At 72.0% G+C, this 26,293-nt stretch carries 39 protein-coding genes; 36 read left to right on the top strand and 3 right to left on the bottom strand.

Annotated features, from left to right (window positions below):
* Positions 1 to 415 precede the first annotated feature (415 nt).
* Entirely contained in the window at positions 416 to 985 is a 570-nt protein-coding gene (locus AC0QU1_RS25970) for a septum formation family protein (protein ID WP_483573531.1), read from the top strand.
* Positions 986 to 1,070: 85 nt separating this feature from the next.
* Here AC0QU1_RS25970 and AC0QU1_RS25965 read toward each other — a convergent pair whose 3' ends face one another.
* The 3 genes from AC0QU1_RS25965 to AC0QU1_RS25955 form a co-directional block, all read right to left on the bottom strand.
* Positions 1,071 to 2,138, bottom strand: a complete 1,068-nt coding sequence (locus AC0QU1_RS25965) for an MFS transporter (RefSeq protein ID WP_483616574.1) — start codon at positions 2,136 to 2,138, stop codon at positions 1,071 to 1,073.
* Between the two features lie 112 nt (positions 2,139 to 2,250).
* The gene (locus AC0QU1_RS25960; protein ID WP_483573530.1) at positions 2,251 to 3,810 is read right to left on the bottom strand and encodes a recombinase family protein; all 1,560 of its coding nucleotides are present in this window, start codon (positions 3,808 to 3,810) and stop codon (positions 2,251 to 2,253) included.
* Positions 3,811 to 4,061: 251 nt separating this feature from the next.
* Complete coding sequence (locus AC0QU1_RS25955; RefSeq protein ID WP_483573529.1) at positions 4,062 to 4,439, bottom strand: helix-turn-helix domain-containing protein; 378 nt, start codon at positions 4,437 to 4,439, stop codon at positions 4,062 to 4,064.
* A 78-nt stretch (positions 4,440 to 4,517) separates the two neighbouring features.
* Here AC0QU1_RS25955 and AC0QU1_RS25950 point away from each other — a divergent pair, with 78 nt between their 5' ends.
* From AC0QU1_RS25950 to AC0QU1_RS25780, 35 genes are all read left to right on the top strand, one after another.
* Positions 4,518 to 4,760 carry a helix-turn-helix domain-containing protein gene (locus AC0QU1_RS25950; protein ID WP_483573528.1) on the top strand — a complete coding sequence of 81 codons (243 nt, stop codon included), beginning with the start codon at positions 4,518 to 4,520 and terminating at the stop codon, positions 4,758 to 4,760.
* A 45-nt stretch (positions 4,761 to 4,805) separates the two neighbouring features.
* Positions 4,806 to 4,994: a hypothetical protein gene (locus AC0QU1_RS25945; RefSeq protein WP_483573527.1), complete on the top strand. Its 189-nt coding sequence runs from the start codon at positions 4,806 to 4,808 to the stop codon at positions 4,992 to 4,994.
* 72 nt (positions 4,995 to 5,066) lie between these two features.
* Complete coding sequence (locus AC0QU1_RS25940) at positions 5,067 to 5,390, top strand: hypothetical protein (RefSeq protein WP_483573526.1); 324 nt, start codon at positions 5,067 to 5,069, stop codon at positions 5,388 to 5,390.
* Complete coding sequence (locus AC0QU1_RS25935; protein WP_483573525.1) at positions 5,387 to 6,574, top strand: hypothetical protein; 1,188 nt, start codon at positions 5,387 to 5,389, stop codon at positions 6,572 to 6,574. The genes AC0QU1_RS25940 and AC0QU1_RS25935 overlap by 4 nt, the downstream gene beginning before the upstream one ends.
* Positions 6,575 to 6,683: 109 nt before the next feature.
* Positions 6,684 to 6,995, top strand: coding sequence for a hypothetical protein (locus AC0QU1_RS25930; protein ID WP_483573524.1), 312 nt, complete (start codon positions 6,684 to 6,686; stop codon positions 6,993 to 6,995).
* The gene (locus AC0QU1_RS25925; RefSeq protein ID WP_483573523.1) at positions 6,992 to 7,300 is read left to right on the top strand and encodes a hypothetical protein; all 309 of its coding nucleotides are present in this window, start codon (positions 6,992 to 6,994) and stop codon (positions 7,298 to 7,300) included. The genes AC0QU1_RS25930 and AC0QU1_RS25925 overlap by 4 nt, the downstream gene beginning before the upstream one ends.
* Positions 7,297 to 7,713 (top strand): hypothetical protein, encoded by a 417-nt coding sequence (locus AC0QU1_RS25920; RefSeq protein ID WP_483573522.1) that lies wholly within the window; start codon positions 7,297 to 7,299, stop codon positions 7,711 to 7,713. Before AC0QU1_RS25925 ends, AC0QU1_RS25920 begins: the two co-directional genes overlap by 4 nt.
* Before the next feature lie 99 nt (positions 7,714 to 7,812).
* Positions 7,813 to 8,184 carry a hypothetical protein gene (locus AC0QU1_RS25915; protein ID WP_483573521.1) on the top strand — a complete coding sequence of 124 codons (372 nt, stop codon included), beginning with the start codon at positions 7,813 to 7,815 and terminating at the stop codon, positions 8,182 to 8,184.
* Positions 8,181 to 8,636, top strand: a complete 456-nt coding sequence (locus AC0QU1_RS25910; RefSeq protein ID WP_483573520.1) for a hypothetical protein — start codon at positions 8,181 to 8,183, stop codon at positions 8,634 to 8,636. The genes AC0QU1_RS25915 and AC0QU1_RS25910 overlap by 4 nt, the downstream gene beginning before the upstream one ends.
* 52 nt (positions 8,637 to 8,688) lie before the next feature.
* A complete protein-coding gene (locus tag AC0QU1_RS25905) occupies positions 8,689 to 9,426 on the top strand; it encodes a DNA-methyltransferase (RefSeq protein WP_483573519.1) in 738 nt (245 codons plus the stop codon).
* Complete coding sequence (locus tag AC0QU1_RS25900; RefSeq protein ID WP_483573518.1) at positions 9,423 to 9,767, top strand: VRR-NUC domain-containing protein; 345 nt, start codon at positions 9,423 to 9,425, stop codon at positions 9,765 to 9,767. Before AC0QU1_RS25905 ends, AC0QU1_RS25900 begins: the two co-directional genes overlap by 4 nt.
* Positions 9,764 to 10,498, top strand: coding sequence for a hypothetical protein (locus AC0QU1_RS25895; RefSeq protein WP_483573517.1), 735 nt, complete (start codon positions 9,764 to 9,766; stop codon positions 10,496 to 10,498). The genes AC0QU1_RS25900 and AC0QU1_RS25895 overlap by 4 nt, the downstream gene beginning before the upstream one ends.
* Before the next feature lie 187 nt (positions 10,499 to 10,685).
* Positions 10,686 to 11,105 (top strand): hypothetical protein, encoded by a 420-nt coding sequence (locus tag AC0QU1_RS25890; RefSeq protein WP_483573516.1) that lies wholly within the window; start codon positions 10,686 to 10,688, stop codon positions 11,103 to 11,105.
* Between the two features lie 3 nt (positions 11,106 to 11,108).
* Positions 11,109 to 11,591 carry a hypothetical protein gene (locus AC0QU1_RS25885; protein WP_483573515.1) on the top strand — a complete coding sequence of 161 codons (483 nt, stop codon included), beginning with the start codon at positions 11,109 to 11,111 and terminating at the stop codon, positions 11,589 to 11,591.
* Positions 11,591 to 12,175 carry a hypothetical protein gene (locus AC0QU1_RS25880; RefSeq protein ID WP_483573514.1) on the top strand — a complete coding sequence of 195 codons (585 nt, stop codon included), beginning with the start codon at positions 11,591 to 11,593 and terminating at the stop codon, positions 12,173 to 12,175. The genes AC0QU1_RS25885 and AC0QU1_RS25880 overlap by 1 nt, the downstream gene beginning before the upstream one ends.
* Before the next feature lie 5 nt (positions 12,176 to 12,180).
* A complete protein-coding gene (locus tag AC0QU1_RS25875) occupies positions 12,181 to 12,312 on the top strand; it encodes a hypothetical protein (protein ID WP_483573513.1) in 132 nt (43 codons plus the stop codon).
* A 189-nt stretch (positions 12,313 to 12,501) separates the two neighbouring features.
* Positions 12,502 to 13,824, top strand: coding sequence for a hypothetical protein (locus tag AC0QU1_RS25870; RefSeq protein WP_483573512.1), 1,323 nt, complete (start codon positions 12,502 to 12,504; stop codon positions 13,822 to 13,824).
* Positions 13,821 to 13,955 (top strand): hypothetical protein, encoded by a 135-nt coding sequence (locus tag AC0QU1_RS25865; protein WP_483573511.1) that lies wholly within the window; start codon positions 13,821 to 13,823, stop codon positions 13,953 to 13,955. Before AC0QU1_RS25870 ends, AC0QU1_RS25865 begins: the two co-directional genes overlap by 4 nt.
* Positions 13,956 to 14,045: 90 nt before the next feature.
* Entirely contained in the window at positions 14,046 to 15,185 is a 1,140-nt protein-coding gene (locus AC0QU1_RS25860; protein WP_483573510.1) for a hypothetical protein, read from the top strand.
* Positions 15,182 to 16,150 carry a hypothetical protein gene (locus AC0QU1_RS25855; RefSeq protein WP_483573509.1) on the top strand — a complete coding sequence of 323 codons (969 nt, stop codon included), beginning with the start codon at positions 15,182 to 15,184 and terminating at the stop codon, positions 16,148 to 16,150. Before AC0QU1_RS25860 ends, AC0QU1_RS25855 begins: the two co-directional genes overlap by 4 nt.
* Before the next feature lie 8 nt (positions 16,151 to 16,158).
* A complete protein-coding gene (locus AC0QU1_RS25850) occupies positions 16,159 to 16,542 on the top strand; it encodes a DUF6221 family protein (RefSeq protein WP_483573508.1) in 384 nt (127 codons plus the stop codon).
* On the top strand, positions 16,539 to 17,030 hold the full coding sequence (locus AC0QU1_RS25845) for a hypothetical protein (protein ID WP_483573507.1): 492 nt from the start codon (positions 16,539 to 16,541) through the stop codon (positions 17,028 to 17,030). Before AC0QU1_RS25850 ends, AC0QU1_RS25845 begins: the two co-directional genes overlap by 4 nt.
* Before the next feature lie 143 nt (positions 17,031 to 17,173).
* Positions 17,174 to 17,479: an HNH endonuclease gene (locus tag AC0QU1_RS25840; protein WP_483573506.1), complete on the top strand. Its 306-nt coding sequence runs from the start codon at positions 17,174 to 17,176 to the stop codon at positions 17,477 to 17,479.
* 153 nt (positions 17,480 to 17,632) lie between these two features.
* A complete protein-coding gene (locus AC0QU1_RS25835) occupies positions 17,633 to 18,079 on the top strand; it encodes an ATP-binding protein (RefSeq protein WP_483573505.1) in 447 nt (148 codons plus the stop codon).
* 25 nt (positions 18,080 to 18,104) lie between these two features.
* The gene (locus AC0QU1_RS25830) at positions 18,105 to 18,641 is read left to right on the top strand and encodes a hypothetical protein (RefSeq protein WP_483573504.1); all 537 of its coding nucleotides are present in this window, start codon (positions 18,105 to 18,107) and stop codon (positions 18,639 to 18,641) included.
* Positions 18,574 to 20,295, top strand: coding sequence for a hypothetical protein (locus AC0QU1_RS25825; RefSeq protein WP_483573503.1), 1,722 nt, complete (start codon positions 18,574 to 18,576; stop codon positions 20,293 to 20,295). Before AC0QU1_RS25830 ends, AC0QU1_RS25825 begins: the two co-directional genes overlap by 68 nt.
* Before the next feature lie 11 nt (positions 20,296 to 20,306).
* Positions 20,307 to 20,549 carry a hypothetical protein gene (locus AC0QU1_RS25820; RefSeq protein WP_483573502.1) on the top strand — a complete coding sequence of 81 codons (243 nt, stop codon included), beginning with the start codon at positions 20,307 to 20,309 and terminating at the stop codon, positions 20,547 to 20,549.
* Positions 20,549 to 21,868 carry a phage portal protein gene (locus AC0QU1_RS25815; protein ID WP_483573501.1) on the top strand — a complete coding sequence of 440 codons (1,320 nt, stop codon included), beginning with the start codon at positions 20,549 to 20,551 and terminating at the stop codon, positions 21,866 to 21,868. Before AC0QU1_RS25820 ends, AC0QU1_RS25815 begins: the two co-directional genes overlap by 1 nt.
* The gene (locus AC0QU1_RS25810; RefSeq protein WP_483573500.1) at positions 21,865 to 22,572 is read left to right on the top strand and encodes a hypothetical protein; all 708 of its coding nucleotides are present in this window, start codon (positions 21,865 to 21,867) and stop codon (positions 22,570 to 22,572) included. The genes AC0QU1_RS25815 and AC0QU1_RS25810 overlap by 4 nt, the downstream gene beginning before the upstream one ends.
* A 4-nt stretch (positions 22,573 to 22,576) precedes the next feature.
* On the top strand, positions 22,577 to 23,374 hold the full coding sequence (locus AC0QU1_RS25805; RefSeq protein WP_483573499.1) for an HK97 family phage prohead protease: 798 nt from the start codon (positions 22,577 to 22,579) through the stop codon (positions 23,372 to 23,374).
* Between the two features lies 1 nt (position 23,375).
* Positions 23,376 to 24,644 carry a phage major capsid protein gene (locus AC0QU1_RS25800; protein WP_483573498.1) on the top strand — a complete coding sequence of 423 codons (1,269 nt, stop codon included), beginning with the start codon at positions 23,376 to 23,378 and terminating at the stop codon, positions 24,642 to 24,644.
* Between the two features lie 83 nt (positions 24,645 to 24,727).
* Positions 24,728 to 25,018, top strand: coding sequence for a hypothetical protein (locus AC0QU1_RS25795; protein ID WP_483573497.1), 291 nt, complete (start codon positions 24,728 to 24,730; stop codon positions 25,016 to 25,018).
* 55 nt (positions 25,019 to 25,073) lie between these two features.
* Positions 25,074 to 25,562 (top strand): hypothetical protein, encoded by a 489-nt coding sequence (locus AC0QU1_RS25790; protein ID WP_483573496.1) that lies wholly within the window; start codon positions 25,074 to 25,076, stop codon positions 25,560 to 25,562.
* 1 nt (position 25,563) lies between these two features.
* The gene (locus AC0QU1_RS25785; RefSeq protein WP_483573495.1) at positions 25,564 to 25,890 is read left to right on the top strand and encodes a hypothetical protein; all 327 of its coding nucleotides are present in this window, start codon (positions 25,564 to 25,566) and stop codon (positions 25,888 to 25,890) included.
* A 10-nt stretch (positions 25,891 to 25,900) separates the two neighbouring features.
* A complete protein-coding gene (locus tag AC0QU1_RS25780) occupies positions 25,901 to 26,260 on the top strand; it encodes an HK97 gp10 family phage protein (protein WP_483573494.1) in 360 nt (119 codons plus the stop codon).
* Positions 26,261 to 26,293 lie beyond the last annotated feature (33 nt).

Genomic DNA, 26,293 nt, shown 5'->3' with positions numbered 1-26,293 from the left:
CTGGGGGTTTCACGGGTTGCCGCGCGCTGGTAGGGCGCGCGGCGGGTCCGCGTCAGCCACGGTAGAGCGACGCCGGTTCGCGCGCGTGAACAACGCATGAACACCCCCGGCCCGACGGCGCCGGCCCGCCCGGCCCGACGGCGCCGCCCCGCCCGGCCCGACGGCGCCGCCCCGCCCGGCCCGACGGCGCCGCCCCGCCCGGCTCGCTGACCGGCGTTCAGCATGCTCTTGTTGCTCGATCCCGGCGTCGTACCCGCAGCAGGCGCATGCTGAACCGCGGTCAGCCGGGCGGGGTCGTGACCGAATCGTTGTCCGGTGGCGACCAGCGCGGACGGTCGAGCCGGTAGTTTTCCGGGGCGGCCGCGCCGGTCGCGCCGACGGCGTCCGCCGTCGTGCTGACCCGAAGGAAGAGCCGATGAACCGCACTTCTCGCTCCGCCCGCCCCCTCACGCGTCCGGCCCGGCTGCTGGCTGCCGCGGCGGCCACCGCCGTCTCGCTGACCCTGCTCACGGGCTGCGATGCGATCCTCGACGAGATCACGTCGGGCGGCGAGGCCCCGCGGGACGAGCCGGGCGGCGAGATCACGGCGCCGGCCGAGGCGGACGCGTTCGAGATCCTGAAGGGCGACTGCATCGACCTGGAGGCCCTCGACGGTTACGGCGAGTCCGCGGAGGGCGAGGACTTCGAGGTCGACTCGGTGCCCGTCGTGCCCTGCGCGGACGAGCACACCGGCGAGGTCTACGCCGAGCTGATCATGGAGGGCGACGCCTACCCGGGCGACGCCGCCATGTCGAAGAAGTTCGACGACTGGTGCTACGCCGAGTTCGAGAAGTTCGTGGGCCTGTCCTACGACGAGTCGGTGTACGGCTACACCGGGTTCTACCCGACGCAGGAGACCTGGGAGCAGCTCAACGACCGCGCGCTGCAGTGCATCGTCAGCTCCGAGGAGCCGGTGACCGGCAGCCTGGAGGGCGTCGCGCAGTAGCCGTCGCTCGCGACGGCAGCCGCTCGCTCCTTACCGCGTCGCGGTCTCCCGACGGCGGCGCGGCCGCTCAGGGAGCCGACGTCGGTCAGGGAGTGCTGCGCGTGGCGCGCGACGCGATCCGCAGGTCCACCGCGAGGACCGCCAGCGCCCCCAGCACGAAGACCGCCCCGAACAGGGGCACCAGGCTGACGCCCGCCGCCGCGACCACCCATGCCCCGAGCGCCGCGCCGCCGCCGATCCCGATGTTGAACACGGAGCTCGAGATCGCGGTTGCCGACTCGGTGGCGCCCGGGGCGACGTGCATGGACAGGAACGACAGGGCGGGCGGGATCGCGCTGAACGCGAGGCCGAACAGGGCCAGCCCGACCAGGGCGAGGGCCGGGACGTCCCCCACGGCCCAGAGCAGCACCAGCGCGCCGGTCAGCAGGCCGAGCGCTACGAGCACCGTCTGCCACGGCCGCCTGTCGAGCACCTGGCCGATCAGCAGCGTGCCCACCAGGCCCGCGGTGCCCTGGCCCAGCAGCAGCGCGCTGAGGTACTGGTCGGGGAAGCCCGCCGTCTCCAGCAGGAACTGGGTGACGAACGTGATCATCATGAACCCGCCGGTCACCAGCAGCACCGTGACCACCATGAGCAGGACGAACCGGCGCAGGCTCGGGTTGGTCCCGCGCGCCGTGCCGCTCTCCTCGGCGTCGACGTCCGGCATGGCGATCGCCATGGCGAGGCATGCCGCGAGGCTCACCGCGGAGAACACCAGGAACGCGGTGCGCCAGCCGGCCTGCTGGCCCACCCACGTGCCGAACGGCACGCCGAGCAGCGGCGCGAGCGAGTTGCCGATGGCGAGCCGCGCGAGCATCTTGCCGCGGACGGCCGGTGCGAACAGGCTCGCGGCGGCCGGCGTGACGACCGACCAGAACAGCGCCTGCCCCAAGGCCGTGACCATGCGCGCGGCCAGCAGGTCCCCGTAGCCGACGGCGAGCGCCGACCACAGCGTGCCGAGCGTGCACACGGCGGTGGTCGCCGCGAGCACCCAGCGGCGCGGGAACCGCCGCGTGAGCCGCGAGAGCGGCAGCGACGTCAGCACGACGACGACGGCGTACGCCGTGACCAGCAGCCCGATCTCGGACGTGCTGCGGCCGAGGTCGGGGGCGATGAGGGTGAGCAGGCCGCCCGGCAGGTTCTCGGCGGCGACAAACGTGAATAGGGCCTAGCCGCACCCTGACGATTCAGAACTTACCGCACAGTCGGAATGCTTCGGGCGGCTTTCACCCCTGCAGAGACTCGTCCTCTACCCAGTTCGGCACGATGTTCACCCGCGGAGCCCACACCCCGTCGACCCGCTGTATGCGACCCGGCTCGACCTCAACGCGCTTGATGAGCTGACGCAGCGCCCCGCGCTTGTGCTCGACCGGCATCACGTCCCAGCGTGCAAGTGCATCCGCAGCGATGACAGCCGGCACCGGTCGCCGCTCGGCCACCTTGAGCGCCAAGCGCTTCGTCTCCAAAGCCTGCACGGTTGCCTCGAGCTCCGCCCGCAAGGTCGGCCACGCCAGCTCCGGGATCTGACCATCGAGCCAGCTCCGTGTTGCCGACAACAGCTTGTTCTTCGCCGCCTCGATCTGGCTTTCGACCTGCCCGACGTTCACACCCCGCTTGGCGCTCGCGGCCTGCTCTCGGGCGATGGCGGGTTCGAGGTCGGCGGCGAGGGTGTGCAGCCACTTCATGACCTCGGGCTCGACCTTATCGATGGAGACGGTGCCGCCGGTGTGGGCGCGGGCGGCGATGCGTCGGTTGCAGACGTAGCGCGGTCGCCCTCTGTAGCCGCTGAGGCTGCCACCCATAGGGCCGCCGCAGGTTCCGCCGTCGGGCAGCGGTGCGACGCACCGCAGCAGGCCGGATAGGAGGTAGGTCGATCGCTCGGTAGTCCGTGTGATGCGGCGTGCCTCGCGCTGGGCGAGGTACTCCTCCCACAGTTCGTGGTCGATCAGCGGTTCGTGGATGCCTGGGAGGTGAATGCGGCGCGTGCACTGCTTGCCGCGCGGATGCTCGCATTCGGGGTCGTGGACGGACAGAAGGCCGGCTGCGAAGCCGGAGTCCATCATGCGGCGGATGGTCCGGTCGGACCAGAGTGGCGTTGTCGTGCGGACACCGTGGCCCTCGACCGGTCTGACGCCCGAGGTGTTGAGCCATCCGATCAGCGTGTAGAAGCTCTCGCCGGCGGCGAACCGCGTGTAGGCCTCGGCGAGGATCGGCCCGGTGGTGGGATCGGGGACGTGCTTGTGCAACTTCGTGTCGTAGGCGTAGCCGAACCGCGGTTTGCCGTTGGCGGGCAGCCCGCGCGCGATCCGGTTGGCCTGAACGCTCTTCCAGGATTCGCCCAGGGCCTCGGCACGGTAGGCGTGCATCTCGGCGAGGATGCCACGTTGGAACCGTCCGGCAGCCGTCGTGACGTCAGGGTGCTCGGTCGCGGACTCCAGGCGACCGCCGGCGCTCTCTACGCGGTCGAGGGCAACCGCCCATCGGACGCGGTTGCGGGCATGTCGGGAAAACTCCCACGCGAGGATCGTGTCGATCTCTCCGGCCTCGACGCGTGCGATCTGGGCGTCGAGGCGTGGCCACCATGCCGACTTGCTGCGAGACCCGGACTCGTCGATCGCCTCGACGGTGTCGATGATCTCGATGCCCGCGCTGGCCGCGTGGCTCTCGATCTCGGCCCATTGAAGATCAGGCGAGAGCAGCTTCTCGCCGCGGCCAGCCTCCTTCGACACGCGCACGATGGCGACAGCTCGGCGAAGCCGTCGCGGTCCAGGGGATTGAACTGCCATGCGTTGAGCCTCCTCGGGTGCCCGATTTGATGCACGTGCATCAACCGGGCTATTTCGCATTATGAAACCAATAATCACCCGGGTGATCGGTACTGGGAAAAACTAGGCAATTGCCGCGAGCAAGCGATTACCACGTTGCATCATGGGTGACATGCCACATGCGGGGGAAAAGGGTGTAAATGGGCGGCAACGGGGCATATGCCCGGCGGCGGCGTGCTGGGCGACGTGGTGTCTGCTCCATCCGGAGCACGTCATCGGGGGTGTCCGCCCCGTCGGCGAATCGACTGTCCGTGGACGCGCGACGGGGCTGCATTCGTGTCCCCGGGCGCGAGCGATGTTGGGTGCGGCGACGCGCCGTCGGCTGAAGGGCCAGCGGTGCCAGCGCCTTGTCGGGTGAGAGCGCGCATCCGGTCCTGGATGAGCGTGACGAGCTCCATGCTTGTCAGGCCACCGAGGTAGGCGATGGCGTCGATCAGATCGGTGTCCGGCGCGCGGACGCCGGTCACGTGCTCAGAGATGACGCTCTGAGCCTTCCCGAGCAGCTTGGCGACGGCGGTCTGAGTGACCCCGCGCTCGAGCCTGATGTCGTTCAGGTGGCGCGCGAACTCGCGCGTGAAGTCACTGGGCATGCTTCGAGGGTATCGACTATTCGAGATCACCCGCTAGACACCCTTGCAGATCTATCGATAGTTCGATACGTTCCGGCTATGCAACCGTTCGTCAAGAGTCGCACCGTCGTCGCCCAGCAGATCCGGGACCGACTGCGTGCCACCGGGCAGACACAGCGCGCACTTGCCCAGCACATGCACCGAACCCCAACGACGCTGTCCGACAAGCTCGCCGAGAATCGCCCGTTCAACACGGACGAACTTGAGGCGATTGCCGACTTCTTCGGCATCGGCGTTGCGGAGCTTTTTTCGCGCCGCACTATCGCCATCGTCGCTGCCTAGCGTATCGATAATTCGATACGATGAGGGAGTGAGGTGGCTTCACCGATGAGAACCCGATCGATGGCCATCGCCGGGGCGGCGCGCTCGATCGTCGAGGGCTTGCGCGTGGCCGACTCGATGAGCGTCGAGGACGCCGCGCGAGCCGCCATGCATGCCGGCGGCCCGACGTTCGACGAGCTCGTCGAACGGATCCGCGCAGAACGCGCGCACTGGCCCACCGAATCCGCTGCCTGACGGCTTCAGGCACAGCGAAGCCCGCCTGTCACCTCCAAGCGCCAAGCGGGCCCCACCGAGAGGAAGCATCCCATGAAGAAGTTGCAGCTCGTTAGGGAGTTGAGCGCCGAGGCGCATCAGCTCGCCGACCAGGCGCGCGAGACGGCGAGCCGTACCGGCGCTCGCGGCCCGCAGATCACGCTGGTGGCCCGGTCGTTGGCGTGGCGGGCCCGCTGGGTCGACGTCGACGAGGGACGGCCCGCGCAGGCGCAGCGCTGGCTTGAGGCGCTCGCGGTGCTCGGCGCCCCGGGCGCGGTGGCGGCGATCGTGGTCGCGGACGACCCGGACGTCGTCCCGTCGGACGTGCTTGCCGTCGCGTCGACGCTGGTCGCTCAGATCCAGGCGGTGGCGGCATGAACGCCCAGGTCCCGCTGACGGCCGCCGAGATCGCTGCCGGCGTGCGCGCGCTGGCGGACCTGATCGACCAGCACGGCCTGCCGGCTGACACGCACCCCGACCAGGCCCTCGGCACGACGTTGGCGGTCAACACCGTCGAGGAGGTGCACGCCTTCGCCGCGCAGCACGACCTTCCGGTCCAGGAGAACGGCGGCCACACCAGTGCTGACCTGGTCCTGGGCACGAACCCGAACGCCCGACCAAGTGCGCTCGCGGCGTTCCGCGGCTCGTTCGTGTTCAGGGTCGTCCACATCGCTGACCCCGAGCCGGCGACGCCTGCCGTAGAGGTGGAGGCGGTCGACGTCGACCCGGCCTCTCCGAACTGGGCGCCGGCCGTCGCGATGCACCAGGCGCTCGAGGGCGCCGAGGTGGTGCCGGCCGCCGAGTCGCTGCACCGGGCGAAGTACGAGTGCGAGACGCACGGGGTGATCATCGTCTGCGGCGCTGGCTCGACGGACGAGGACTACGAGCAGTGGCTGGAGGACGTCCAGGACCACGAGGAGCAGCACCTGGCCGAGCCCGTGCCGTACGAGCTCACGGACACGCCCGACCGTGCCGAGACGCCCGAGCCGGTGGAGGGGCCGGAGCTGCCGCAGCGGGTCCGCGGGTCGCACGGCGGGTTCCAGCGCGACGACCGGGTGCAGACCCCGGACGGCCCTGGCGCCGTGCGATGGGCCAAGGCCGTCGGGACCTTCACGCTGGTCGGTGTCGAGCACGACGACCGGCCCGGTCACGTCGTCGGCTACCTCGCCCACCAGGTCACGCTCGACCTGGCCGGCGAGGGCGCCCAGGCGCTTGCGGCGGTCGAGGTGCCCGACGGCGCCGACGACGGCACGACCTCGGACGCCGTCGCACCGGTCCAGCCGCCGCGCCTGCCTGCCGGCACCGCGCCGCTGCCCACCTGGTACACGTACGCCGACGGCACGCTCGCGCAGGTCGGCGACGTCGTCACGGTCGGCAAGGGCCGCGGGCCCTGGAAGATCACCGAGCTGTACCCGGCGCCGGCGAACTACGCCCGTGAGATCGAGCCGGCCGCCCGCCTGGTCTCGGACACCGGCAAGCGCCCCCAGCGCAACCAGTCACGGCTGAGCCACCTGCACCTGGTGGCGCGCGCCGGCGGCCAGGCCCGTGAGGCGGTCCAGTGAGCGCCCGCCGGCACCACGCCCCGCACAAGCTGCCCGTGCTGGTCGCGATCGCGAGCCTGCTCATCCTGGGCTACGTCGTCGTGGTGGGCCTCGTGATCGGGGGCTCCCTTTGATCACGCTGCGCGCGCGCCGCCGGCGCCGTGGCGCGCCGGCGGCCCGGCACGCGAACCGCGCCGGCCTGCCGCGCCGCCCCCTGCCCGTCTGGTTCGACACCTGCGACCTGCCGGCCGTCACGATGCGCTGGGAGGACCTCGACGGGCCGGCAGCGCCCGTCCTGACCGACGAGCAGGCCGACGACCTGCGGTCCTGGATGCGTGCCGACATGCAGGCCGAGCTGCTCGTGGCCCACGCCCGCCGGGTGATCGCCCTCACCCGCCGGCTCCTGGCCGACGTCATCGAGCGGGCGGCGAGGTACCGGTGAGCACCCACATCGACCGCACCATGTGCAAGGCCTGCGGCACCTGGTACTGGGCCGGCGACGAGCACACGTGCCCGACGCCGCCCCCGCCCCCGGGCGCGTCCCCGGCCGCGGTGCTGGCCGCCGCGCTGCCCGACCACGGCCTGATGCGGCCCGGGCAGGGTGACGCCTTCGCGCAGGCCGCCGGCGCCACCTACCGCGCCCGCCGCAGCGAGCTGGACGCGGCGGCCCGCTCCCGCTCGATCTCCGCCCGCCTGGTCGGCCTGCCCCAGCTCGGCGACCTCGTGACCCGCTGGAGGAAGAAGTGACCGCACCCACCCTGCTCCTGGACCACCTGCCGCCGTCGCTGCCGATCGGCACCCCGGCGCCGGACCACCTGTTCCTGGAGGCCCCGCTCGCCGACGGGCACACCACGGTCGAGTCGCACACCGCGCCCGGCCTGACCTGGGTCGCCCCGCTGGAGCCGCGCCCGATCGCGCTCGGCCCGAGCAACGACCACCCCGACCTGCGCCCGGCGCTGGCGATCGACCTGCGGTCCTGGGTCGCCGGGCGCCGGCACGGGCTGTCCGTCGGGAGGGCGCGGATCGACCTGGACGAGGGCGCACTGTGGTACGCGCACGCCCCCGACATGCACACGGCGACCGACCGGCTCGCGTTCCTGGTCGAGGCCGCGGCGCGGTGGGACCACGCGATCGCCGAGTACGTCACGGAGGTGTCCTGAGATGCCGTTCTGCTTCGGCTGCGGCGCCAAGGGCGTCGTGACCACCAACGGGCTGTGCGACGCCTGCCAGGTCGCCGAGGACGAGAAGGAGGACCGGTCGTGACGCGGCAGCTCGCGTCGCGGTCCCCGTTCGCGACCCAGGCCTGCCGGGCCGGCTGCGGGGAGCAGGTGCGGCTGGTGCGTCTGGTCCGTGACGTGCCGGTCAAGGGTGATGCGACGTACGTCCCGCTGGTGGTCGGGTACCCGACCTACCACGGGGACGTGCCGCCCTCGCACGCGCTGTCCGCGGGCCGGCGGGACTGCCGGCCGCTGCGCAAGGGCGAGGCGCCGGGGCCGACCGAGCACCCCGCGCTGATCCATCACGCGGTGTGCCCGGTCGCCCGGCCGGCGCCCGTGTACAGCATCGCCGCCGACGACGTCGACGACGAGGACGACGACGTCGACGACGAGGACGACGGCGGTGACTGGTGACGGCGCCGGCCACGTCCACCCCGCCGGGCATGGAGACCGCGCAGCGGCTCCTGGCGGAGATGGTGCGCCTCGGGTTCGCCGAGGGGTACACAGCCGCGCTGTGGGCGCGCCGTCGCGCCGCACGCCAGGCGGTGCGCGCGCTGCTCGCTGGGGACGTCACCACGGCGCTGGATCTCGCGCACGCGCACGAGCTGCTCGACGCGACCGCCGAGGCCGCCTACGCGGCCCGTGGTGACGGCACGCGCGCCGTCACCACCCCGCGCGGTGAGGCCGCGCCCGGCGCCGCCGCGCCCGCCACGCGCGCGTGCGCGCACTGCGGCGCGCCGTTCGAGCCGACGTCACCGACGCAGGAGTACTGCACGCGCTCGCACCGCAACCTCGCCTACCGCGCCCGCAAGCGCGTGCGAGAGCGCGAGGCGTCACCACCCGGCCTGGACGCCGGCGACGCCTGAACCGGGGCGTCACCAGAACCACCGCACCACCAGCACCACGAAGGGGGCCCGCATGATCACCAACCACGACCAGGCCGCGACCGCACAGGGCAGCACGCCGGAGCCGTACTACCAGGACGACCGGGTGACGCTCTACCACGGCAACTGCCTGGAGGTGACGGCGTGGCTGGAGGCCGACGTCCTGATCACCGACCCGCCCTACGGCCTGGACGCGCACCTCTCCTCGGCGGCCCGGAACGACCTGACGCCCGAGCGCCGGCGCGCGATCGCCAAACCGGACTGGGACAGGGACCTGCGGGTACGTGACGCCGCCCTGGAGGCCTGGGCCCGCAGCGGGCGCGGCGGCGACCGGCCGTATGCGGTGTTCGGGTCGCCGGCCCGGATCGACGCCGCCCCGCTGTTCCGCGAGTTCCCGCTCGTGTGGGACAAGGGCACCGTCGGGATGGGCGATACCCGCTTCCCCTGGGGCCGCGGGTACGAGCTGATCTACATCGCCGGCGGCGGCTGGAACGGCAAGCGCGAGTCCCCGGTGCTGCGCGCCGTGCACGCCTCCTCCGCCCCGGCCCGCGTCGGGCACCCCACCCCCAAGCCGCTGCAGCTCATGGAGACCTTGATCTCCAAGGCCCCGGCCGGCGTCATCGCCGACCCGTTCACCGGCTCCGGCTCGACCCTCGTCGCCGCCAAGGCGCTCGGCCGCCGCGCGATCGGCGTCGAGCTCGACGAGAAGTACTGCGAGATCGCCGCCCGGCGTCTCGCCCAGGACGTCCTCGACCTCGAAGGGCTGGCATGACCACCACCACCGACACCCCCACACGCCCCGAGCCTGCACTCGACGCGGCGGTGCCCGACCTGCGGCGTCAGGTCGAGCAGCTCGCCACCGACCTCGGCTGGCAGATCCACCACGCCCGCGGCCCGCGGCGCTCCCCGGCTGGCTTCCCGGGCCTGGTGCTGGTCCGCGACGGCCGGAGCCTGTGGCGCGTGCTGAGCACCCCGGGCGCGGACCTGTCGCCCGACCAGCGCGACTGGCTCTACGCCCTGATGAAGACCAACGCCGACGCCGCCGTCTGGCGCCCGTCGGACCTGCGCAACGGCACCATCCGCAACCAGCTCACCAAGGAGCACGACGCATGAGTCACAGCACGGTCCTGGTCATCGGCCCGACGACCGAGGACGAGCTCGCCACGGCCCTGGCACCCTTCGACGACAAGCAGGAGGTCGAGCCTTACGTCCGCGAGACCAAGGCGCAGCAGATCGCCGACCGACGGCAGCTGCACGCCCAGGCCGCGGAGGACCTGCGCAAGTACGAGGCCCGCCAGGCCCCGTACGACAGGCCCGTCGTCAACGTGCGGCACCTCGCGTGGATCCAGACCGAGGCGCCCGCCGAGGCGGCGCTCGACGACGACGAGCTGTGGGCCTTGATCCTCGAGCGGGAGTCGGGGACCGAGCGCGACGAGAACGGTGACGTCTGGTCGACGTACAACCCGAAGTCGAGGTGGGACTGGTACCAGATCGGTGGCCGCTGGGATGGGGGCCTGGTGCTCAACCAGCGGCCGGCCGACCACGACGCCCTCCGGGTCCCCGGCGACCGGTACCCAGTGACCCAGATCGCCGAGGAGCGCCTGCACCCCCGCGACACCTGGCACGTCAACCACACGCCGCGGCTGGCCCTGCTCGACCTGGACGAGACCGAGCCGACGTTCGCCGTCCTCACGCCCGACGGCCAGTGGCACGAGCGCGGCCACATGGGCTGGTGGGGCGTGGTGCGCGACGGCGTCGAGCCCGGCGTGTGGGCAACCCGGTGGCGCGAGCTCGTCGCACAGCACGCCGAGCAGCCCGCCTACCTCGTCGACGTCCACATCTGACCCCCGGCGCCCGGATCCACGCCGTGACCGCCAGATCCCACACCCGCCGGCGTCAGCGGGACGAGCGCCGGGAGACCGCGCGTCGACGCCGAGCCGCCGCCCGCCGCGGCGAGGAGCCGCGCCCCGACCACGTCGACGCCGAGCAGCGCGACGACCCCCACCCCACCCCACGAAGGAGCCCTGCCTCATGAAGTCCACCCTCAAGTCCATCGCCGTCGGCGTGACGGTCGTGGTCGGCGTGCTCGCCGTCGTCTGGGGCGCCTGGGCGCTGAACGTCGCCCTGTCGCCCGTGAAGGGCACGGGCGACGCGTACGCGCAGCGCAACAGCGCCCAGAACTGGACGACGGCGCAGGCCCGGTTCGAGGACCTGTACGCCGAGGTCGTCGCGGCCGACCAGAAGGTCGCGATCGCCAAGGAGCGCCTGGACGCCGACCGGACCGACCGCACCGCGCAGGACACCTACTACGGCACGCGGAACGTGTGCCTGTCCTTCATCGCGGACTACAACGCCGAGGCCCGCAAGTACCTCTCGGAGCACTTCCGAGCGGCTGACCTGCCCCAGCAGATCAGCACCACCGACCCCACCACCGACTGCAAGGAGAACTGACCCGTGAAGAACCTCACCACCCGCCTGACCGCCCTCGTCGCGGCCGTGCTCGGCCTCTCGCTGGCCCTGACCGGCTGCACCTGGGACGACCGCGCCGACGAGCGCATCAAGGAGCAGAACGCCACGACGATCGAGGGCGACAGCCTGGAGAAGTCGAACCTCAAGGAGAAGCTCGCCCGGGAGAACGACCCGGCCGCGGTCCGCTACGTCTACCTGATGAACTTCGGCCAGATCGTCGGCTACTACGTCATCAAGGGCAAGGTCTCCAGCTCGGGCTCGCAGATCGCCCCGGAGATGGAGGTCGACTACCACTCCTACGGCAACGTCGTGCTCGACTCCAAGCAGGACGACGGCACCTACGGCCAGGGCGACCCCGGCATCTTCTTCTTCCTCGCCGACGGCACCATGGTCTCCACGTCCCTGGACTACCTCGAGTCCGACGCACCCCTGCCGATCGACGTCCCACGCCTGGGCGGCAACAGCTGATGCACCAGCCCACCACGGGCGCCGAGCACGGCGCGCTGACCTCCCAGCGCGCCGTGCTCGGCGAGGCCATGCCCCGCCGTGGCCGGCTGCGCGTGTACGAGGTCACCGAGGCCTACCGCGTCGTCGGCTCGGCCCAGGTCGAAGCGTTCTCCGCCACCGAGGCGGCCCAGATGGTCCGTGACGGGAACGTCGAGCTGGTGTTCTCGGAGCCGGACGGCCACCGGGCGCCGCGCGCCCGCCTACTGCCCGACGTAAAGCCGTCCGGCCAGCAGTGCACGCCCCGCCAGTGGGCCCTGCTGACCGACCTCAACCGGTCGAAGGCGCCCCGGTCGTGGGTCGTCGCGCACTGCACCACGCACGGCGCCGCCGTCATCGTCACGCAGACCCTGCTCGGCCCGCGCTGGAGTTCCGGGGTGTCCTATCCGGTCACGATCACCCCACTCGTCGACGCCGGTCTGATCGAGCTCGGCAACCTCGAGGACATCCCCGGCTGGGGCGCCAAGGGCTACCGCGATCGAGGCTGCCCCATCAACCTCACCGACGCCGGCCACCAGGCGCTCGCGGCCACCGGAGGCATCCGGTGACCGCGATGACCAGGTGGCACCGCTGGCGGCTGCGGCGCCAGATCGTCCGCAAGGCCCGGGCCGCAGGCCTGGAGCTGTATCGCTGGCAGGTCGACGTGCTCGTCGAGTACCTGACGCTGCGGGCGACCTGTGACTGACAGCCAGACCGACGAGGCCTCGGCGTCCGCGGTCCAGCTCTGGTGCCACCCCTGCAAGCGTTACGTGCCCATCCGGCCCTCACGGGTCGCGCGCGCGAAGAGCAGGGCAGCTGTCCACCACGTCACGCCCGCCGACTGGGCCGGACACCGGGCCACCCACACCGAACCGACCGCGAAGGACCAGACCCGATGAACCAGCCCCCGCCCGCCACTACCGAACCGACTCCCGCGGTCCAGGCCGCCCTGGCCGCGTGGCGCGACCACGCGCCGATGGAACCCAAGCCGTACGAGACCGGCGTCCCGCGGTGCATCCTGTGCAACTTCACCGTGTCAGACACCGCCGGCGCCCCTGACTGGCGCTACCAGATCGAGGTGCACCGCCAGACCATGGCGCTCGCCGCGGCGCTCGTCGGCCTGGAGGTGTCCACTCTCGGGCAGGTGGCGGACAAGCACACGCTCACGCTGAACGCCTCGGCCGCCCGCCTGGGACGGGCACACCACCGCCGACGCCGAGCAACGCCTCGCCGCCGCGCTCACCACCACACCCACGGAGGACCAGAACCGATGACGACCCTGCCACCCAGCGACGACCCCCAGCGCCCGCCGAAGGGCCCGGCGAGCATCTCGCGCCCGCCGCAGCTCCCGCGGGACCTCACCACCATCATCTTCGGCGCGCCCGTGACCCCACCCGAACTGCAGGACGCCGCGCAGCTCGTCAACACGCTCCAGCTCGTCGACAGCGAGCTCGGCCGGCTCAAGGCCAGAGCGACCCGCCTGCAGCGCAAGGCCGCCCGGGCCAACACCCGCCGCGCCGAGCTCGAGGCCGAGCGCCCCAAGCTCGCGCAGCGTGCCGTGCTGGCCGAGCAGCGCGCGGACGCCGCGGAACGCCGCGTCGACGTCGCCCGGCGTGACGCCCAGGAGCAGGTCCGGGTCCTGGCGGGCAACCTCGCCGCCCTCGCCGGCGAGCGGAACGACCTCCTGGACAAGCTCGCCCAACTCCGGGCCACCGACGTCGACGCTGCCACCGCCACGACGCCGCCCCGGGCCACCGGCGGCCCGCTCAACCACAAGGGGCCCTACCTCGTCGGTGAGCCCACGGCCGGGTGCGTGATCCGCACCTCCGCGGGTGTGCCCCGCCGTGAGGCCGACGCCGCCGGCGTGCGCGACATCCTGGCCGAGACCACGCCTGAGCCGTGGCCGTTCCGCCCGGGCGACGTCGTCCACGACGCCGAGGGCGCAGTAGCCGAGTGGCTCCTCGCGGCCCCCGAGGGCACCAAGGTCACCGACGCCGTCGGCTACGAGTGGACCCGCGCCGGCCGGCCCGGCCTGTGGCGCATGGGCCGCGGCACCCGCTCGACGTCGGAGGGCCTCGCCGAGCTCGGCCCCCTGGTCGTCGTCTCCGTCGGCCACGACCCCAAGTCCGTCGACGAACGGATCGACGTGCTCGGCGAGCGGATGACCCGGCAACTGCACCGGATCCTCGGCGTACCCGTCCGGCTCGTCCGGCCATGACGCGCTGGCTCGTCGTGGAATGCACCGACTGCGACCGCGAGATCCGGATGCGCGACCTCGGTCTCGCCCGCCTGATCGCGGACGTCTGGGCAGCCTTCCACGAGCTCATCCACCGGAAGGAGGGCCGCTGATGCGCCAGGCGCTCGCGGACCGGTCGAGACCCGCGCGCGGACCGCCGCGCGCCACAGCACCACGCACCACCACTACCTGAGAGGGGCCCTGTGGCCTGGCTACGCCTGACCGACACGTTCGGAACCCACCCGATCGTGCTCGCCGTGATGGAGCACCCGGACGCTGACGAGCGCTCCGTGGACGAAGTCGCCGGCTACATCGTCCGCCTGTCGACCCAGGCGGCGCTGCACTACACGGACTACGTGATCCCGTTCTCGATCGCGGCCCAGTTCGCGGGGTCGCCGGAGCGCGCCGAGCGGCTGCTGCTCCAGGCCGACTTCGCCGGCTACGGCGCGTTCGAGGTGGACGACGAGACGGGACGGCGCCGCTTCCGGCTGGTCGACGACCCCGAGTTCATCCACATGATCACCGCCGAGCAGCACGCCTGGGAGCAGCAGCGCAAGGCGGACAACGGCAACCCTCAGATCACTGTCCCCGCGCGGCTGCGCGACGGGGACGTGTGCAGGTACTGCTACAACGTCGTCAACTGGAACGCCCGCAAGGGCAAGCTTCGCGGCACCTACGACCACCGGCCACCCGGCGAGCCCAGCTCGTGGGAGACCACGGTCGTGTGCTGCGGGGAGTGCAACCAGGCCCGCGGCGACCGGCCGGTCGACGTCGCCGACGTCGACCGGCCCCTGCTGCCGGTCCTTCCCGAGCCGTACTACCACTCCTCGACCCGCGACTGGCTGCAGGGCTACGCACAGATCCTGCGCCAGCACGGCATGGTGCCGCCCGAGGTGGCACCGGACCAGAAGAACCTCATCGCCGGGCGTCCCGTCCCAGGCGCGCAGGCAGCCCTCAAGGGGCGCCGCGCGACGGACGGCACGACTCGGCCGGCAGCAGCCGGCGCCGCGCCCTCCGGGCCCGCGCCGAGCAGCGCCACGGCAGCAGCACGCTGGCAGCGCCCGACGGCGCGCCGCACCGCAGCGCCCGAGGCTCACACCGTGCCGGCAGCGGACCTGGCGGACTCCGGCAGATCCAGGCAGAAGCTCGGTCTCCAGGATCCGGATGTGCCGGGTCGGGACGGGACGGGCCGGGTCGGGCCTGAACGGGCCTCCGCCCGCCCTGGTGAGGGGCACGCAGAGGGTCGTCGGCGCAAGCGGGGCAAGAGGGGTGGCCGCAAGAAGAAGCCCATCGAGGACCCGCCTACCTGGGTGATCGAGGAGATGGAGAGGAGTGGCGCATGAAGCTGTCCAAGTGCCAAGTGTTGCCCCGCTGTGAGCAGATGGTGCCGCCCGGGATGGTCGTGTGTGGCCGGCACGCCGACGAGCTCGCGCTCGAGCTGCTCGGCACGGGGTCGCTGGCCGATGCCCTCGAGGACGCAATCGTCAAGGCGCAACGGTTCTCGTCGTCGGTCTCCGGCCCGGGCCACCCCGACGAGTCGCCCGTCCCGTTCAACTCCCGTGCCAGCAGGGCGCGTGACGAGCTGGTCACCTACCTGCGAGAGGCCGCCGACCACATCGCCGAGCAGCGTGAGCTGTTCCGGCCGCTGGACACCCCGAAGGCCCTGGGCCACTGGTTGGCCGCCCAGGTGCCCTGGATGCGCGCCCAGCACAACGGCGCCGAGATGGTCGACCACCTCTTCGCCGTGCTGCACACCGCGGCGAGGACCGTCGACCGGCCCACGGACCGCGTCTACCTCGGCCGGTGCGTTGGGACCGTCCATCTCGAGGAAGGCGCCCAGCAGCCCTGCACCGAAGAGCTGTACGCCGTGCCCACCCGGCCGGAGTTCACGTGTCGGCGCTGCGGCTGGGTCTACACGCTCGCCGAACGCCGCGCACACCTGCTCGGCCTCGCCGCCGGCCTGCAGCTCGGCGCCACCGACTGCGCCCGCGCGCTGGTCGGCCTCGGCCTGGACGTCACGCCGTCGCGCGTGCGCGAGTACGCCTCCCGCGGCCTGATCGAACCCGTGCGCGACGAGGCCGGCCAGGATGTCAGGGTCAAGGGTCGCGCCGTCTACCGCGTCGAGGACGTGCTCGCCGTCGTCGAACGCATCGCCCGCGACCGCGGCAAGGACACCACCGTGGTCGACCAGTTGCGCAAAGTCACCCACGCCCATGTGTGGACCGACGCCACCACGACCGCCGACCGGCTCCTGCGCCGCCGCCGCGCGCGGTGCGTTTGCGGCGAGACCCGGACGGAAGCGGCATGATGCGACACATGACTCTTATCGAGTTCCTGGAAGCGCGCATCGCTGAGGACGAGGCGGCAGCACGCGCGGTCGAGCAGTCGGCCCCGAACGACCCCGAGCTGCGTGCTGCACACCAGGATGAGCAGGCGCGCAGCGACGCTGAGCTCATGACGTGGTGGAAGGAACGGGAGGCGACCTTGCACCCGACCGGCACCTGGATGGTGGGCGTTTCACCACGCCGAGTTCTCGCCGAGTGCGAGGCCAAACGAGCGGTCATCGGCAGGCACGACGCGGAGGTCGACCTCCCGGACCAGCGGCGTGCTGGCCTCGAGGACGGGCTGCGTATCGCCGTGCGGGCACTCGCCCTCGCCTACGCGAATCATCCCGACTACAACGAAGCGTGGCGACCGTGACAAGCGAGATACTCACGCGCGCCGCCTATGCGCGGTTCGGCATGAAGCGAGTCGCCCCGGGCGCGCCGCCCGAACCGGTAGTGCCGGACTCGCCTGGGCCAGTTCATGCACTCGACTCCATCAGGCACCAGCGTGTCGTCGCGCCAAGGTTCCTTGAGGGAATCGTCGCTGCACGGGCACTCTGCGGCAAGACGGTACGGGTGATCATGCCAGCAGTCTTCGACGATGAAGACCCGGACGCCTGTCCCCGTTGCGTAGCGCACTACGTGGCCGGCACAGCTCATGTGCCCTCGGGGTACGAGTCCATACCCACCGCGCGGGTCGTAACCACCACCCTCGAGGACGGCTCCACCGTGCACCACATCCGGTGCGCGGCGTGTGGATTCACCGGCCCGGACCACGTGAGTAAATGGGACGCCACCACCGAGATGACGGATCACAACGACGAAGTACACGAGGGATTCCAGACGGTCCGGCAACTCCGCTGAGGAGCGCGACGGCGAGATGCTGGCACCCGTGACCCGTCTGCGCTAATGTGTGCCACGGTTAGAACATCTGGCGAAAGGCCCGGTCACCACGCGGTGCCGGGCCTTCGTCGTGCCCGGGCAGGCGCCGGACTCGAGGAGGTCGGATGGCCGGCCGCGAGACGGCGAACTGTTCGTGTGGTCAGTGCCGCCGGTACAAGGAGCTGAAGCGGGACTTCAGGGAGAAGAGCCGCCGGGCCAATGCGCCGTGCTGGATCTGTACCCAGGAGATCGACTACAGCCTGCCGTCCGACCACGTCGACGCGTTCAACCTCGACCACCGGCTACCTCGGGCCGACTTCCCCGAGCTGACCGAGGTGCCGTCCAACTTCCGCCCGTCGCACGGGTCGTGCAACAAGGCCCGCGGCCGGCGAGAGCCGGTGCAGCTGGGCACCACGACCCGCGACTGGTGACAGCCCCCGACCGTGAACCTGAGTATCACTGCTGAGGTGCACGGATGGGTGGGGGAGGGGTTCGGAGACTTCCTCCGCAGGGGGCGGCCCAGGCCGCCGGGGGAGGGGGCCTCTCCCCCCGATTTTTTCCTCAACGAGCCCGGTGGATGGTGGTTGATACTGGATCGCAAAGTGGTGCTGCTGTGCGGGCCGCCGGGCGCCGGCAAGACGACCGCGGCCATCGCATCCGGCCTCGTCGTCCTGGACCGCGACGACCCGTGGTGGCCCGGCGAGGCCGAGTTCCAGACCGCGATGCGCGGCCTTGCCCTTGACCCCGCGGCCCGGGCCGTGGTGATCCGCTCCGGCGCGACGTCGTCCGCCCGCCGCAAGGCCGCGACCCTGTGCCGCGCCACGCACACCTACGTCCTGCTCGCCGAGCCGGCCGAGCTGCGCCGGCGCCTGTCACGCCGCGGCCGGGAAGACATGGTCCGCACCATGGCCGGCGTGAAGCGCTGGCTGGACGCGTTCGAGCGCGACGACGGCGTGGCCGACTTCCCCGGCTGGCAGCACGTCGACCACGACGCCGGCCTGTCGATCGGCACGACCTCGAGGGAGTGGTGATGGGCAGGCGCTCGCGGAGGCCGACATGGTGACCCGGTACGAGCCGGGCACCCGCCAGCGCGCGGTGCGGATCGTCGCCGAGGTGGCCGCCGAGCACCCGCAGCTCTCGCAGGCCGCCGTCGTCGACCTGGTCGCCGGCGACCTGAAGGTCAACCCGTCCACCCTGCGTGGCTGGGTGCGTGCCGGCGTCGAGGCCACCTACGGCCCGGTGCGCAAGGCGCTGGAGACCACGCTGGCCAGCGACCCGAAGCTCAGCACCGACCGGCACGCGGCCCTGGTGGGCCTGTGCCGGATGGTCGCCGACCAGGTCGACATGGCCGGCTCGGCGTGCCCGGTGAACCTGACCGCGACCTACCTCTCGGCCATCAAGGACCTGCAGCGCGCCATGGGCTCCGACAAGCCGAGCACCGCGGCCAAGGGCACCGGCACCGCGAAGAAGTCCGGCGGCGCCGGCGAGAACGCCGGTGGGAGCGGGGCGGGCGAAGGGAGGCCGGGTGACGGCGTCGGCAGCGTCACTTCGCTCGGCAAGGTCCGAGCGGCCCGCGACGGGCAAACGGCGTAAGGCACCCCAGTACTTCGGCAAGGAGACGCCGCGGATCTGGACCCCGCCGCTGCGTGAGCTGACCGACGACACCTCGCTCGGGTTCGCCGCCGCGGAGTTCGCCGAGACGGTCTGCGGCATCACGCTCTACCCCTGGCAGCGATGGCTGCTGATCCACGCCCTGGAGCTCGCGCCCGAGGTCACCACGGCCACCATCTGGGACCGCGGCCCCCTGGACCCGATCTTCCGGTTCCGCAAGATCGTGATCCTGGTGGCCCGGCAGAACGGCAAGTCCACGCTCTCCCAGGTCCTGTCGCTGTTCTTCCTGTACGCGCTGGGCGTGGCCCTGGTGCTGGGCACCGCGCAGGACCTGGACACCGCCGAAGAGGTGTGGGAGGGCGCCCTCGACATCATCGAGGAGACGCCCGAGCTGTCCGCCCAGGCGCTCAAGCCGATCATGGTCAACGGCAAGAAGACCATCCGGCTGGCCGGCGGCGAGCGGTACAAGGTCAAGGCCGCCAACCGCAAGGCCGGCCGCGGCCTGTCCGGGGACCTGATCCTGCTGGACGAGCTGCGCGAGCACCAGTCCTGGGACGCGTGGGGCGCGATCACCAAGACCACCAACGCCCGCCCCGGCGCGCTGATCTGGACCATGTCCAACGCCGGCGACGCGACCTCGGTCGTGCTGCGCTACCTGCGCAAGCTCGCCCACGCCGAGCTCGGCGACCCCGACGGCATCAACGCCGCCGAGAGCCCCGAGGACCTGCTGCCCGTCGAGCAGGACGCGGCCGACGTCCTGGACGACGCGGTGGCCACCCTGGTCGACGAGGCCATCGAGGAGCTGCTCGACGAGTCCACCCTGGGCCTGTTCGAGTGGTCCGCCCCGCCCGGCTGCCCGGTCACCGACCTGGACGGCATCCTGCAGGCCAACCCGTCGGTCGGGTACGGCATCGCGCTGCGCACGATCCTGTCCGACGCGCGCGACGACCCCGAGTGGGTGTTCCGCACCGAGTGCCTGTGCCAGTGGTCGGACGGCACCCTGGACGGCGCCTTCCCGCCCGGCACGTGGGAAGCCGGCTGGCCGGCCGTCGACAAGGAGAACCCGGAGCGCTCCGAGCCCGCCTCCGAGATCGCCGCGGACTCCGAGCTGTGGTGGGGCCTGGACGTGTCCGTCAACCGCGACAAGGCGCACGTCGCCGTCGTCGGCGAACGGGCCGACGGCATCCCGCACGGCGAGATCACCGCCAGCCGGCAGGGCACCGACTGGGTCGTGCCCTGGTTCACCGAGCGGGCCGGCACCGAGAAGTACCCCGAGATGAACGTGGTGTTGCAGGCCCGCGGCGCCCCGGTCTCCTCGCTAGCCGAGGACCTGGCCAAGGTCGAGGGCGTCAACGTCATCGAGTGGGGCAGCTCCGACCTGACGATCGCGACCTCACTGATCTACGACGCCGTCGCGCTGCCCGACGCGGCCGGCCTGCGGCACAACCCGCAACCCGTGCTCGACACGGCCGCCCAGTTCGCCGCCACGAAGTACCTCGGCGCCGGCGCCGTGGTCTGGGACCGGATCAAGTCCCTGGCCGACATCGCGCCCCTGGTCGCCCTCACCGCGGCGTTCTGGGGCCTGCGCCGGCCGCCGGACAAACCCCCGCAGGCACCGCCCCCGGACATCTTCTGAGAGGAGCCGCCGTGCTCAAGCCCGCACGCAAGAGCATGCTCAAGGCCGCCGCGGCGCTCGCGGCCCGCGTCGCCCGCGTCACCGGCACCGCGCTGCGCGGCATCACCCGCGACGGCCTGGCGGACACGTCCATGGGCGTGGGCATCGCCTCGACCGCGATCGGCGTCGGGATCATCCTCGGGGTGGGCGCCGGCCTGGTCGTGTTCGGGGTGCTGAGCATCGGCCTGTCCCTGCTGCTGGGCTGGAAGAACTGATGGGCTGGCGCACCGCCCACCGGCCGACCGACCCGAGTACCGCCGAGACGAAGGCCGCCGGCCTGGGTGGTCTGCTGTCCACGCTGGACGGCACCTCCTCGGAGGCCGAGTACCCGCTGCCCGACTTCCTGTCCAACGTGCGGCACGGGTACGAGAGGAACGAGCTGGTGTACGCGTGCATCCAGGAGCGGGCCACCTCCTCCCCGGAGGCGCCGGTGCGCGTATACGACGCGCTCGGGCGCCGCGGCGAGGCCCTGGAGGACCACGCGCTGCGGCAACTGCTGGCCAACCCCAACCCGCTGCTGTCCGAGTACGAGATGGGCGAGCTGCGGGTCATGCACCAGGACCTGGCCGGCAACGCGTTCTGGGAGGTCGTCAACGACCGCGCCGGCCGCCCGGCCGAGCTGTGGCCGCTGCGCCCGGACCTGCTGCGCATGATCCGCCGGCCCAACCGCATCGAGTACCGGTACTGGGTCGACGGCACCTCGGTGCCCGTCGACGTCGTCCACTTCCGGCTCACCGCCCCGATCGACGGCCTGGTCGGCCAGGCCCCGATGCGGTCCGCGCTGCGCGCCACCGCACTGGACAACGAGGCAACCGACTTTGTCAAGACGCTGCTGCAGAACCACGCCATCCCCGGCGTGGTGGTCACCATGCAGCAGCTCGAGGCCGTCCTGGACGATGCGACCACCACCCGCCTGAAGGCGAAGTGGAAGCAGTCCTACGGCGGGCGCAACCGCGGCGAGCCGGCATTCCTGCAGACCGGGATGGACGTCAAGGAACTCGGCCTGTCGCTGCGCGATCTGGAGTTCCCCGACCTGCGCACGATCTCCGAGTCCCGGATCTGCATGTCGTTCGGCGTCCCGCCGATCCTCGTCGGCGCGAAGGTCGGCCTGGACCGGTCCACGTTCGCCAACTACGCCGAGGCCCGCAAGTCGTTCTGGGAAGAGACGCTGATGCCGCTGCAGCGGCGCGAGCGCGACACCCTGACCACCCAGCTGCTGCCCCGGTTCCCGACCGGTCCCGGGCACCGCCGGGTTGTCCTGCAGCACGACACCTCCCAGGTGATCGCCCTCAAGGAGAACGAGGCCGACCGGTGGCGCCGCGCCACCGAGGCGCTGCGCGCCGGCGGCATGACCCTGAACGACTTCCGCCGCGAGGTCGGCCTGGGCGAGGTGGCCGGCGGCGACGTGTTCCTCGTGCCGTCCGGCGTCGTGGCCACCCGCGACGTGTCCGGCGTCATGTCGCAGGTCGACGGCTCCGGCCAGCAGCCGGCCGCCACCCAGGATCCGGCGCCGTCCGGTCAGGACCCGGCGTGATCTACACCCCGCCGCTGCTGTTCCCCGCCGCGGTGGCCGAGCTCAAGGCGACGCCGCCGCGCGAGGACGTCGAGAAGCGGTACGCCCGGGTGCTGCGCCGGTTCTACGACGACGCCGCGGTGATCGTCGAGGCCCGCATCGGCGACGGCAAGGCAGACGAGTCCTACCTCGCCGGCACCCAGCGCGTCCTGTCGGCCGAGCTGCTGCGCCTGCACATCGCGGTCACCTCCCAGGTCGGGCAGGCGATCCTGGCCACCTACCGGCCCCAGCGGGTCCTTTCCTGGCTGCGGCTACGGGCCGACGGCGACGGCGAACGCATCACCGTCAGCCTGCTGGAGGAGATCGAGACCACCCAGAACTCCCTGGCCCCGGCCGTCACCCTGGCCGACGCGGTGACCGAGCTGTTCACCCGCAAGCGCACCACCGACACCGTGCGCCTGGCGGAAACCATGACCACCACCATGATCGCCCGCGGCGCCGTCGAAGCCGGCAAGCAGGCCATCGAGGGCGGCCGGACGGTCACCAAGACCTGGCACGTGACCAGCACCAACCCGCGCCCGTCCCACGCCCGCCTGGACGGCCGAACCATCGGCATCGAGGAACGGTTCGGCAACGGGATGCTCCACCCCGGCGACCCCGCCGGCGGCATCGACGAGACCGCAGGCTGCAAATGCCGCCTCACCGTGAAGATCGAGGAGGTGTGACGGCATGCTCGAGAGACTGACCGTCCCCATCGAGTGGAAGGCCACCGACGACGGCTCCGGCACGCTGGAGGGCTACGCCTCCACGTTCGGGAACGTGGACCTGGGCGGCGACGTCGTCCAGCCCGGCGCCTTCACCAAGACCATCGCCAACATCAAGGCCAACGGCATCCCCCTGCTGGCCGACCACGTCGCCTCCACCGCCTCGGTCCTCGGCACCATCTACGACGCCGCCGAGGACGACCACGGCCTGCGGATCAAGGCCCGGTTCTCCGCCGCCCCGTCGGCGCAGGACGTGCGCACCAAGCTCCTGGAGGGCCACCTCAACCGGATGTCCATCGGGTACGAGCCGATGGACCACGCCTACGAGGACCTCGACGACGGCCGCCGCGTCCGGCTCCTGAAGGAGATCAAGCTCTGGGAGACCAGCGTCGTGGTCTTCCCCATGAACCCCGAGGCCGCCGTGTCCCGCGTGAAGTCGCTGCTGGGCGCCCTCGACGAGGCCGGCCGCACTGCGGCGCTCGCGGCCCTGACCACTCTTCCGCCGACGGGCGGGCCCTCCGGTGACGAGCCGGCGGCGAAGGCCGGCGACGAGCCGGCCGCCACGAAGAACGACCCCGCGCCGGCCGACAACGCCGGGGCCGCGCCTGACGAGGGTGCAGCGGGCTGGGACCGGTGGAAGTCACGAGCGCTGCTGCGCGACGACACCACCGCGACCGACGCACACGTGGACTCGGCCACCCGGGCCGGGCTCCGCACCACTCTGGAGCTCATGGAGGCATCCGTGAGCGGGAAGGAGAGCTGAGATGGCTCACCCCCTGCTGGAGCGCGCGGCCGAGCACCTCGCCCAGGCGCGCGCGATCAACGACGAGTTCGAGGGCAAGGCGATGCCGGCCGAGGCCGGCGCGCAGATGAAGGCCCACCTGGCCAAGGCGTCCGAGTACCGCGACCGTGTCTCCACCGAGGCGCAGCTCAAGGCGCACGAGGACTGGATCGCCGAGCCGCAGTACAAGCACGACATGACCGGCGGCGGCTCGGTCGCGACCGAGTTCGGGCACGGCACCGGGCTGCTCACCTCGGAGAAGAAGGAGCTGGCGCGCAAGGCGTTCCACTCCTACATCCGCGGCGGCATCGACGCGCTGCGCCCGGAGGAGAAGGCCGCCCTCGTGGAGGACGCGACCGGGCAGAACCTCGTGCCGCACGACTTCGCCGGCACCATCCTCAAGGAGCTGCCCAACAAGGGTGTCTTGCGCGCCCGCTCCTTCATCCGCCCGACCTCCAAGAACAAGGTCGACATCGGCTCGGTGGTCATCAACACCGCCGGCTGGGGCAAGCTCGAGACCGGCGACACCGCGCCCGACGGACTGGGCAACCCGCCGGCCGGCAAGGACGAGGTCACCGTCCACAACCTCAACGCGCTGGTCAAGATCGGCGAGGACGAGCTGGCGGACACCGAGGACAACATCGAGGCGATCATCCGCGCCGCCCTGGTGCTGAAGTTCGCCGAGCTGGAGGACAACGCCTTCGCCGCCGGCACCGGCGACACGAACAAGCAGCCGTACGGCATCGCCACGCGCGCCCGCGCCGGCGCTGCCCCGGGCGGCGTCATCACCCAGGGCCTGGCCGCCGAGGTCGGCGAGACCCTGGTCAGCGACGACGTGATCAAGCTGCAGTACACGGTGCCGCAGTGGGCCCTGACCGGCGAGGCCTCCTACTACGGCGGCGTGTCCGTCGCGCAGGCCGCGTCGCTGCTGAAGAACAGCGACGGCGACTACATCTGGCGCGAGTCGTTCCGTGCCGGCGAGCCGGCCACCCTGGCCGGCTACCCGTTCTACCGCGTCGACGGCCTGCCGGCGATGAACGCGACCGAGGACGGCGCCGGCGCGGCCGGCAGCAACCCGGCGCTGCTGTTCGGCGACATGCGCCAGGGCTACATGGTCGCCGACCGCGCCCAGGTCCGCGTCAAGCGCCTGGTGGAGCTGTACGCCGAGGACGGCGAGATCGGCCTGATGTTCACGCTGCGCGTCGGCGGCGACGTCATCCGGCCCAAGGCCCTCGCGCGCCTGCTCCTCTGAGCCACCGCGCACCCACGGGCCGGGCGTCGCACCACGGCGCCCGGCCCGTCCCCTGCCCCATGACCTCAGAGCAAGGAGTGGCCGTGAAGGTCAAGATTCTCACCCCGTTCGTCACCTACAACGGGCCCGTGCCCATCGCGCCGAAGCCTGGCGCGGTCGTGGACATCCCGGCCCCGAAGGCCAAGGCGCTGCTCAAGGCCGGCTACGTCGAGGAGCACGTCGAGCCCGCCCCCGACCCGGTGCCGGTCACACCGGCGAGCGAGCCGGCCAAGCCGGCTACCTCCCGGGCGACCAAGGCCACCGGCAAGGCCCCCGAGAACAAGGCCCCCGAGAGCAAGACGCCCGAGCCGGCCGAGCCCGGCGCCGGCGACTGAGCCCGGCCGACACAGATAGCCAACACAGGAAGGACGGTGCGCCGTGGAAGTAACAGTGGCTGACCTTGCCGAGTTCCCCGGCGCACCGTTCACCCAGACGATCATCAACGCCGTCGTGACCCGGCTGACCCGCGAGCTCGGCTGGCACGTCGCCCCGGTCAAGACCGAGATGCTGCGGGCCCGCATGCCTGCCGGCGCCGCGCGGCACCAGCTGCTGCTGCCCTCCCGCCACGTCACGGCGGTCACCGCGGTGCGCGGCGCCGGCGGGGCGGCCGTCACCGGGTGGACGCTCACGGGCGCCTCGGAGGCGATCCTGGAGGGCTCGTGCTGGGCGCCCGGCTGGTACGAGGCCGACGTCACCCACGGGTACGCGAAGGTGCCGGCCGACCTGCTCGCGGCGATCGCCGCGGCGTGCGTCCAGCAGCGCACCGACCCCAGCATCGCCTCCTGGACCTCGGGCCCGTTCTCTGCGTCGCTGCGCGCCGCCGGAGCGCCCGACGCCGCGGCGACGATCCTGGCCTACACCACCGCGGGGGTGGCCTGAGGTGTCCGTGCCGCTGCCGCCCGGGTTCCTCCCGCACACCGCCGTCGTGCGGCCCAAGACCGGGCAGACCGGCATGGGACCCACCTACGGCCCCGCCGTGACGATCGCGTGCATGACCGAGGACGGCGCCCGCCTGGTCCGCAACACCACCGGCGCCGAGGTCGTCTCCTCGGCCCGCGTCTCCTGCAGCTTCGACGTCGTCGCCCCACCCGGGTCGCTGGTCACCATTTGGCCCGGCACCCCGCGCGCCCGCGAGGCCCAGGTCATCACCACCGCCGGCGCCCCGCACCCGATCCTGCCGTCCCACCAGACGCTCGCGCTGACGTAGGGAGGCCACCGTGGCGGTCCCGTACACCGCGATGTCCACCCTGATCTACGTCGCCCGCCAGGCGTTCGCCGACGGTCTGAACGCTGGCGCCGAGCTGGTGCAGAAGCGCGCCCGCGCCAACGCGCCCGACGACCCGGCCACCGCCGAGGAGGACCTGGTCGAGTCGATCCGGATCGTACCGGCCACCCCGGACAACCTCGAGGCCCGCGTCTACACCAACGCCAAGCATGCGGTGCCGCAGCACGAGCGCATGGACTACCAGCACCCGCACGGCGGCGGCCCGAAGTTCCTCGAGCGTGCCGGCGTCGAGAGCGCCACCGAGGTCGAGGACCTGATCGCCGAGCACATCCGCCGCGCCTTCGGCATGTAGCACCCACGACTCCAGCCGGACCTCAGCAGGACA

The organism is Promicromonospora noduliphila (assembly GCF_056951025.1).
This window is presented reverse-complemented; position numbering and strand designations above follow the sequence as displayed.

Bases quoted from the DNA above. Each gene is read 5' to 3' on its own strand.
- AC0QU1_RS25970 (WP_483573531.1), top strand. From the start codon at position 416: ATGAACCGCACTTCTCGCTCCGCCCGCCCCCTCACGCGTCCGGCCCGG.
- AC0QU1_RS25960 (WP_483573530.1), bottom strand. From the start codon at position 3,810: ATGGCAGTTCAATCCCCTGGACCGCGACGGCTTCGCCGAGCTGTCGCC.
- AC0QU1_RS25955 (WP_483573529.1), bottom strand. From the start codon at position 4,439: ATGCCCAGTGACTTCACGCGCGAGTTCGCGCGCCACCTGAACGACATC.
- AC0QU1_RS25950 (WP_483573528.1), top strand. From the start codon at position 4,518: ATGCAACCGTTCGTCAAGAGTCGCACCGTCGTCGCCCAGCAGATCCGG.
- AC0QU1_RS25945 (WP_483573527.1), top strand. From the start codon at position 4,806: ATGAGAACCCGATCGATGGCCATCGCCGGGGCGGCGCGCTCGATCGTC.
- AC0QU1_RS25940 (WP_483573526.1), top strand. From the start codon at position 5,067: ATGAAGAAGTTGCAGCTCGTTAGGGAGTTGAGCGCCGAGGCGCATCAG.
- AC0QU1_RS25935 (WP_483573525.1), top strand. From the start codon at position 5,387: ATGAACGCCCAGGTCCCGCTGACGGCCGCCGAGATCGCTGCCGGCGTG.
- AC0QU1_RS25905 (WP_483573519.1), top strand. From the start codon at position 8,689: ATGATCACCAACCACGACCAGGCCGCGACCGCACAGGGCAGCACGCCG.
- AC0QU1_RS25900 (WP_483573518.1), top strand. From the start codon at position 9,423: ATGACCACCACCACCGACACCCCCACACGCCCCGAGCCTGCACTCGAC.
- AC0QU1_RS25895 (WP_483573517.1), top strand. From the start codon at position 9,764: ATGAGTCACAGCACGGTCCTGGTCATCGGCCCGACGACCGAGGACGAG.
- AC0QU1_RS25890 (WP_483573516.1), top strand. From the start codon at position 10,686: ATGAAGTCCACCCTCAAGTCCATCGCCGTCGGCGTGACGGTCGTGGTC.
- AC0QU1_RS25880 (WP_483573514.1), top strand. From the start codon at position 11,591: ATGCACCAGCCCACCACGGGCGCCGAGCACGGCGCGCTGACCTCCCAG.
- AC0QU1_RS25875 (WP_483573513.1), top strand. From the start codon at position 12,181: ATGACCAGGTGGCACCGCTGGCGGCTGCGGCGCCAGATCGTCCGCAAG.
- AC0QU1_RS25870 (WP_483573512.1), top strand. From the start codon at position 12,502: ATGAACCAGCCCCCGCCCGCCACTACCGAACCGACTCCCGCGGTCCAG.
- AC0QU1_RS25865 (WP_483573511.1), top strand. From the start codon at position 13,821: ATGACGCGCTGGCTCGTCGTGGAATGCACCGACTGCGACCGCGAGATC.
- AC0QU1_RS25855 (WP_483573509.1), top strand. From the start codon at position 15,182: ATGAAGCTGTCCAAGTGCCAAGTGTTGCCCCGCTGTGAGCAGATGGTG.
- AC0QU1_RS25850 (WP_483573508.1), top strand. From the start codon at position 16,159: ATGACTCTTATCGAGTTCCTGGAAGCGCGCATCGCTGAGGACGAGGCG.
- AC0QU1_RS25840 (WP_483573506.1), top strand. From the start codon at position 17,174: ATGGCCGGCCGCGAGACGGCGAACTGTTCGTGTGGTCAGTGCCGCCGG.
- AC0QU1_RS25830 (WP_483573504.1), top strand. From the start codon at position 18,105: ATGGTGACCCGGTACGAGCCGGGCACCCGCCAGCGCGCGGTGCGGATC.
- AC0QU1_RS25815 (WP_483573501.1), top strand. From the start codon at position 20,549: ATGGGCTGGCGCACCGCCCACCGGCCGACCGACCCGAGTACCGCCGAG.
- AC0QU1_RS25805 (WP_483573499.1), top strand. From the start codon at position 22,577: ATGCTCGAGAGACTGACCGTCCCCATCGAGTGGAAGGCCACCGACGAC.
- AC0QU1_RS25800 (WP_483573498.1), top strand. From the start codon at position 23,376: ATGGCTCACCCCCTGCTGGAGCGCGCGGCCGAGCACCTCGCCCAGGCG.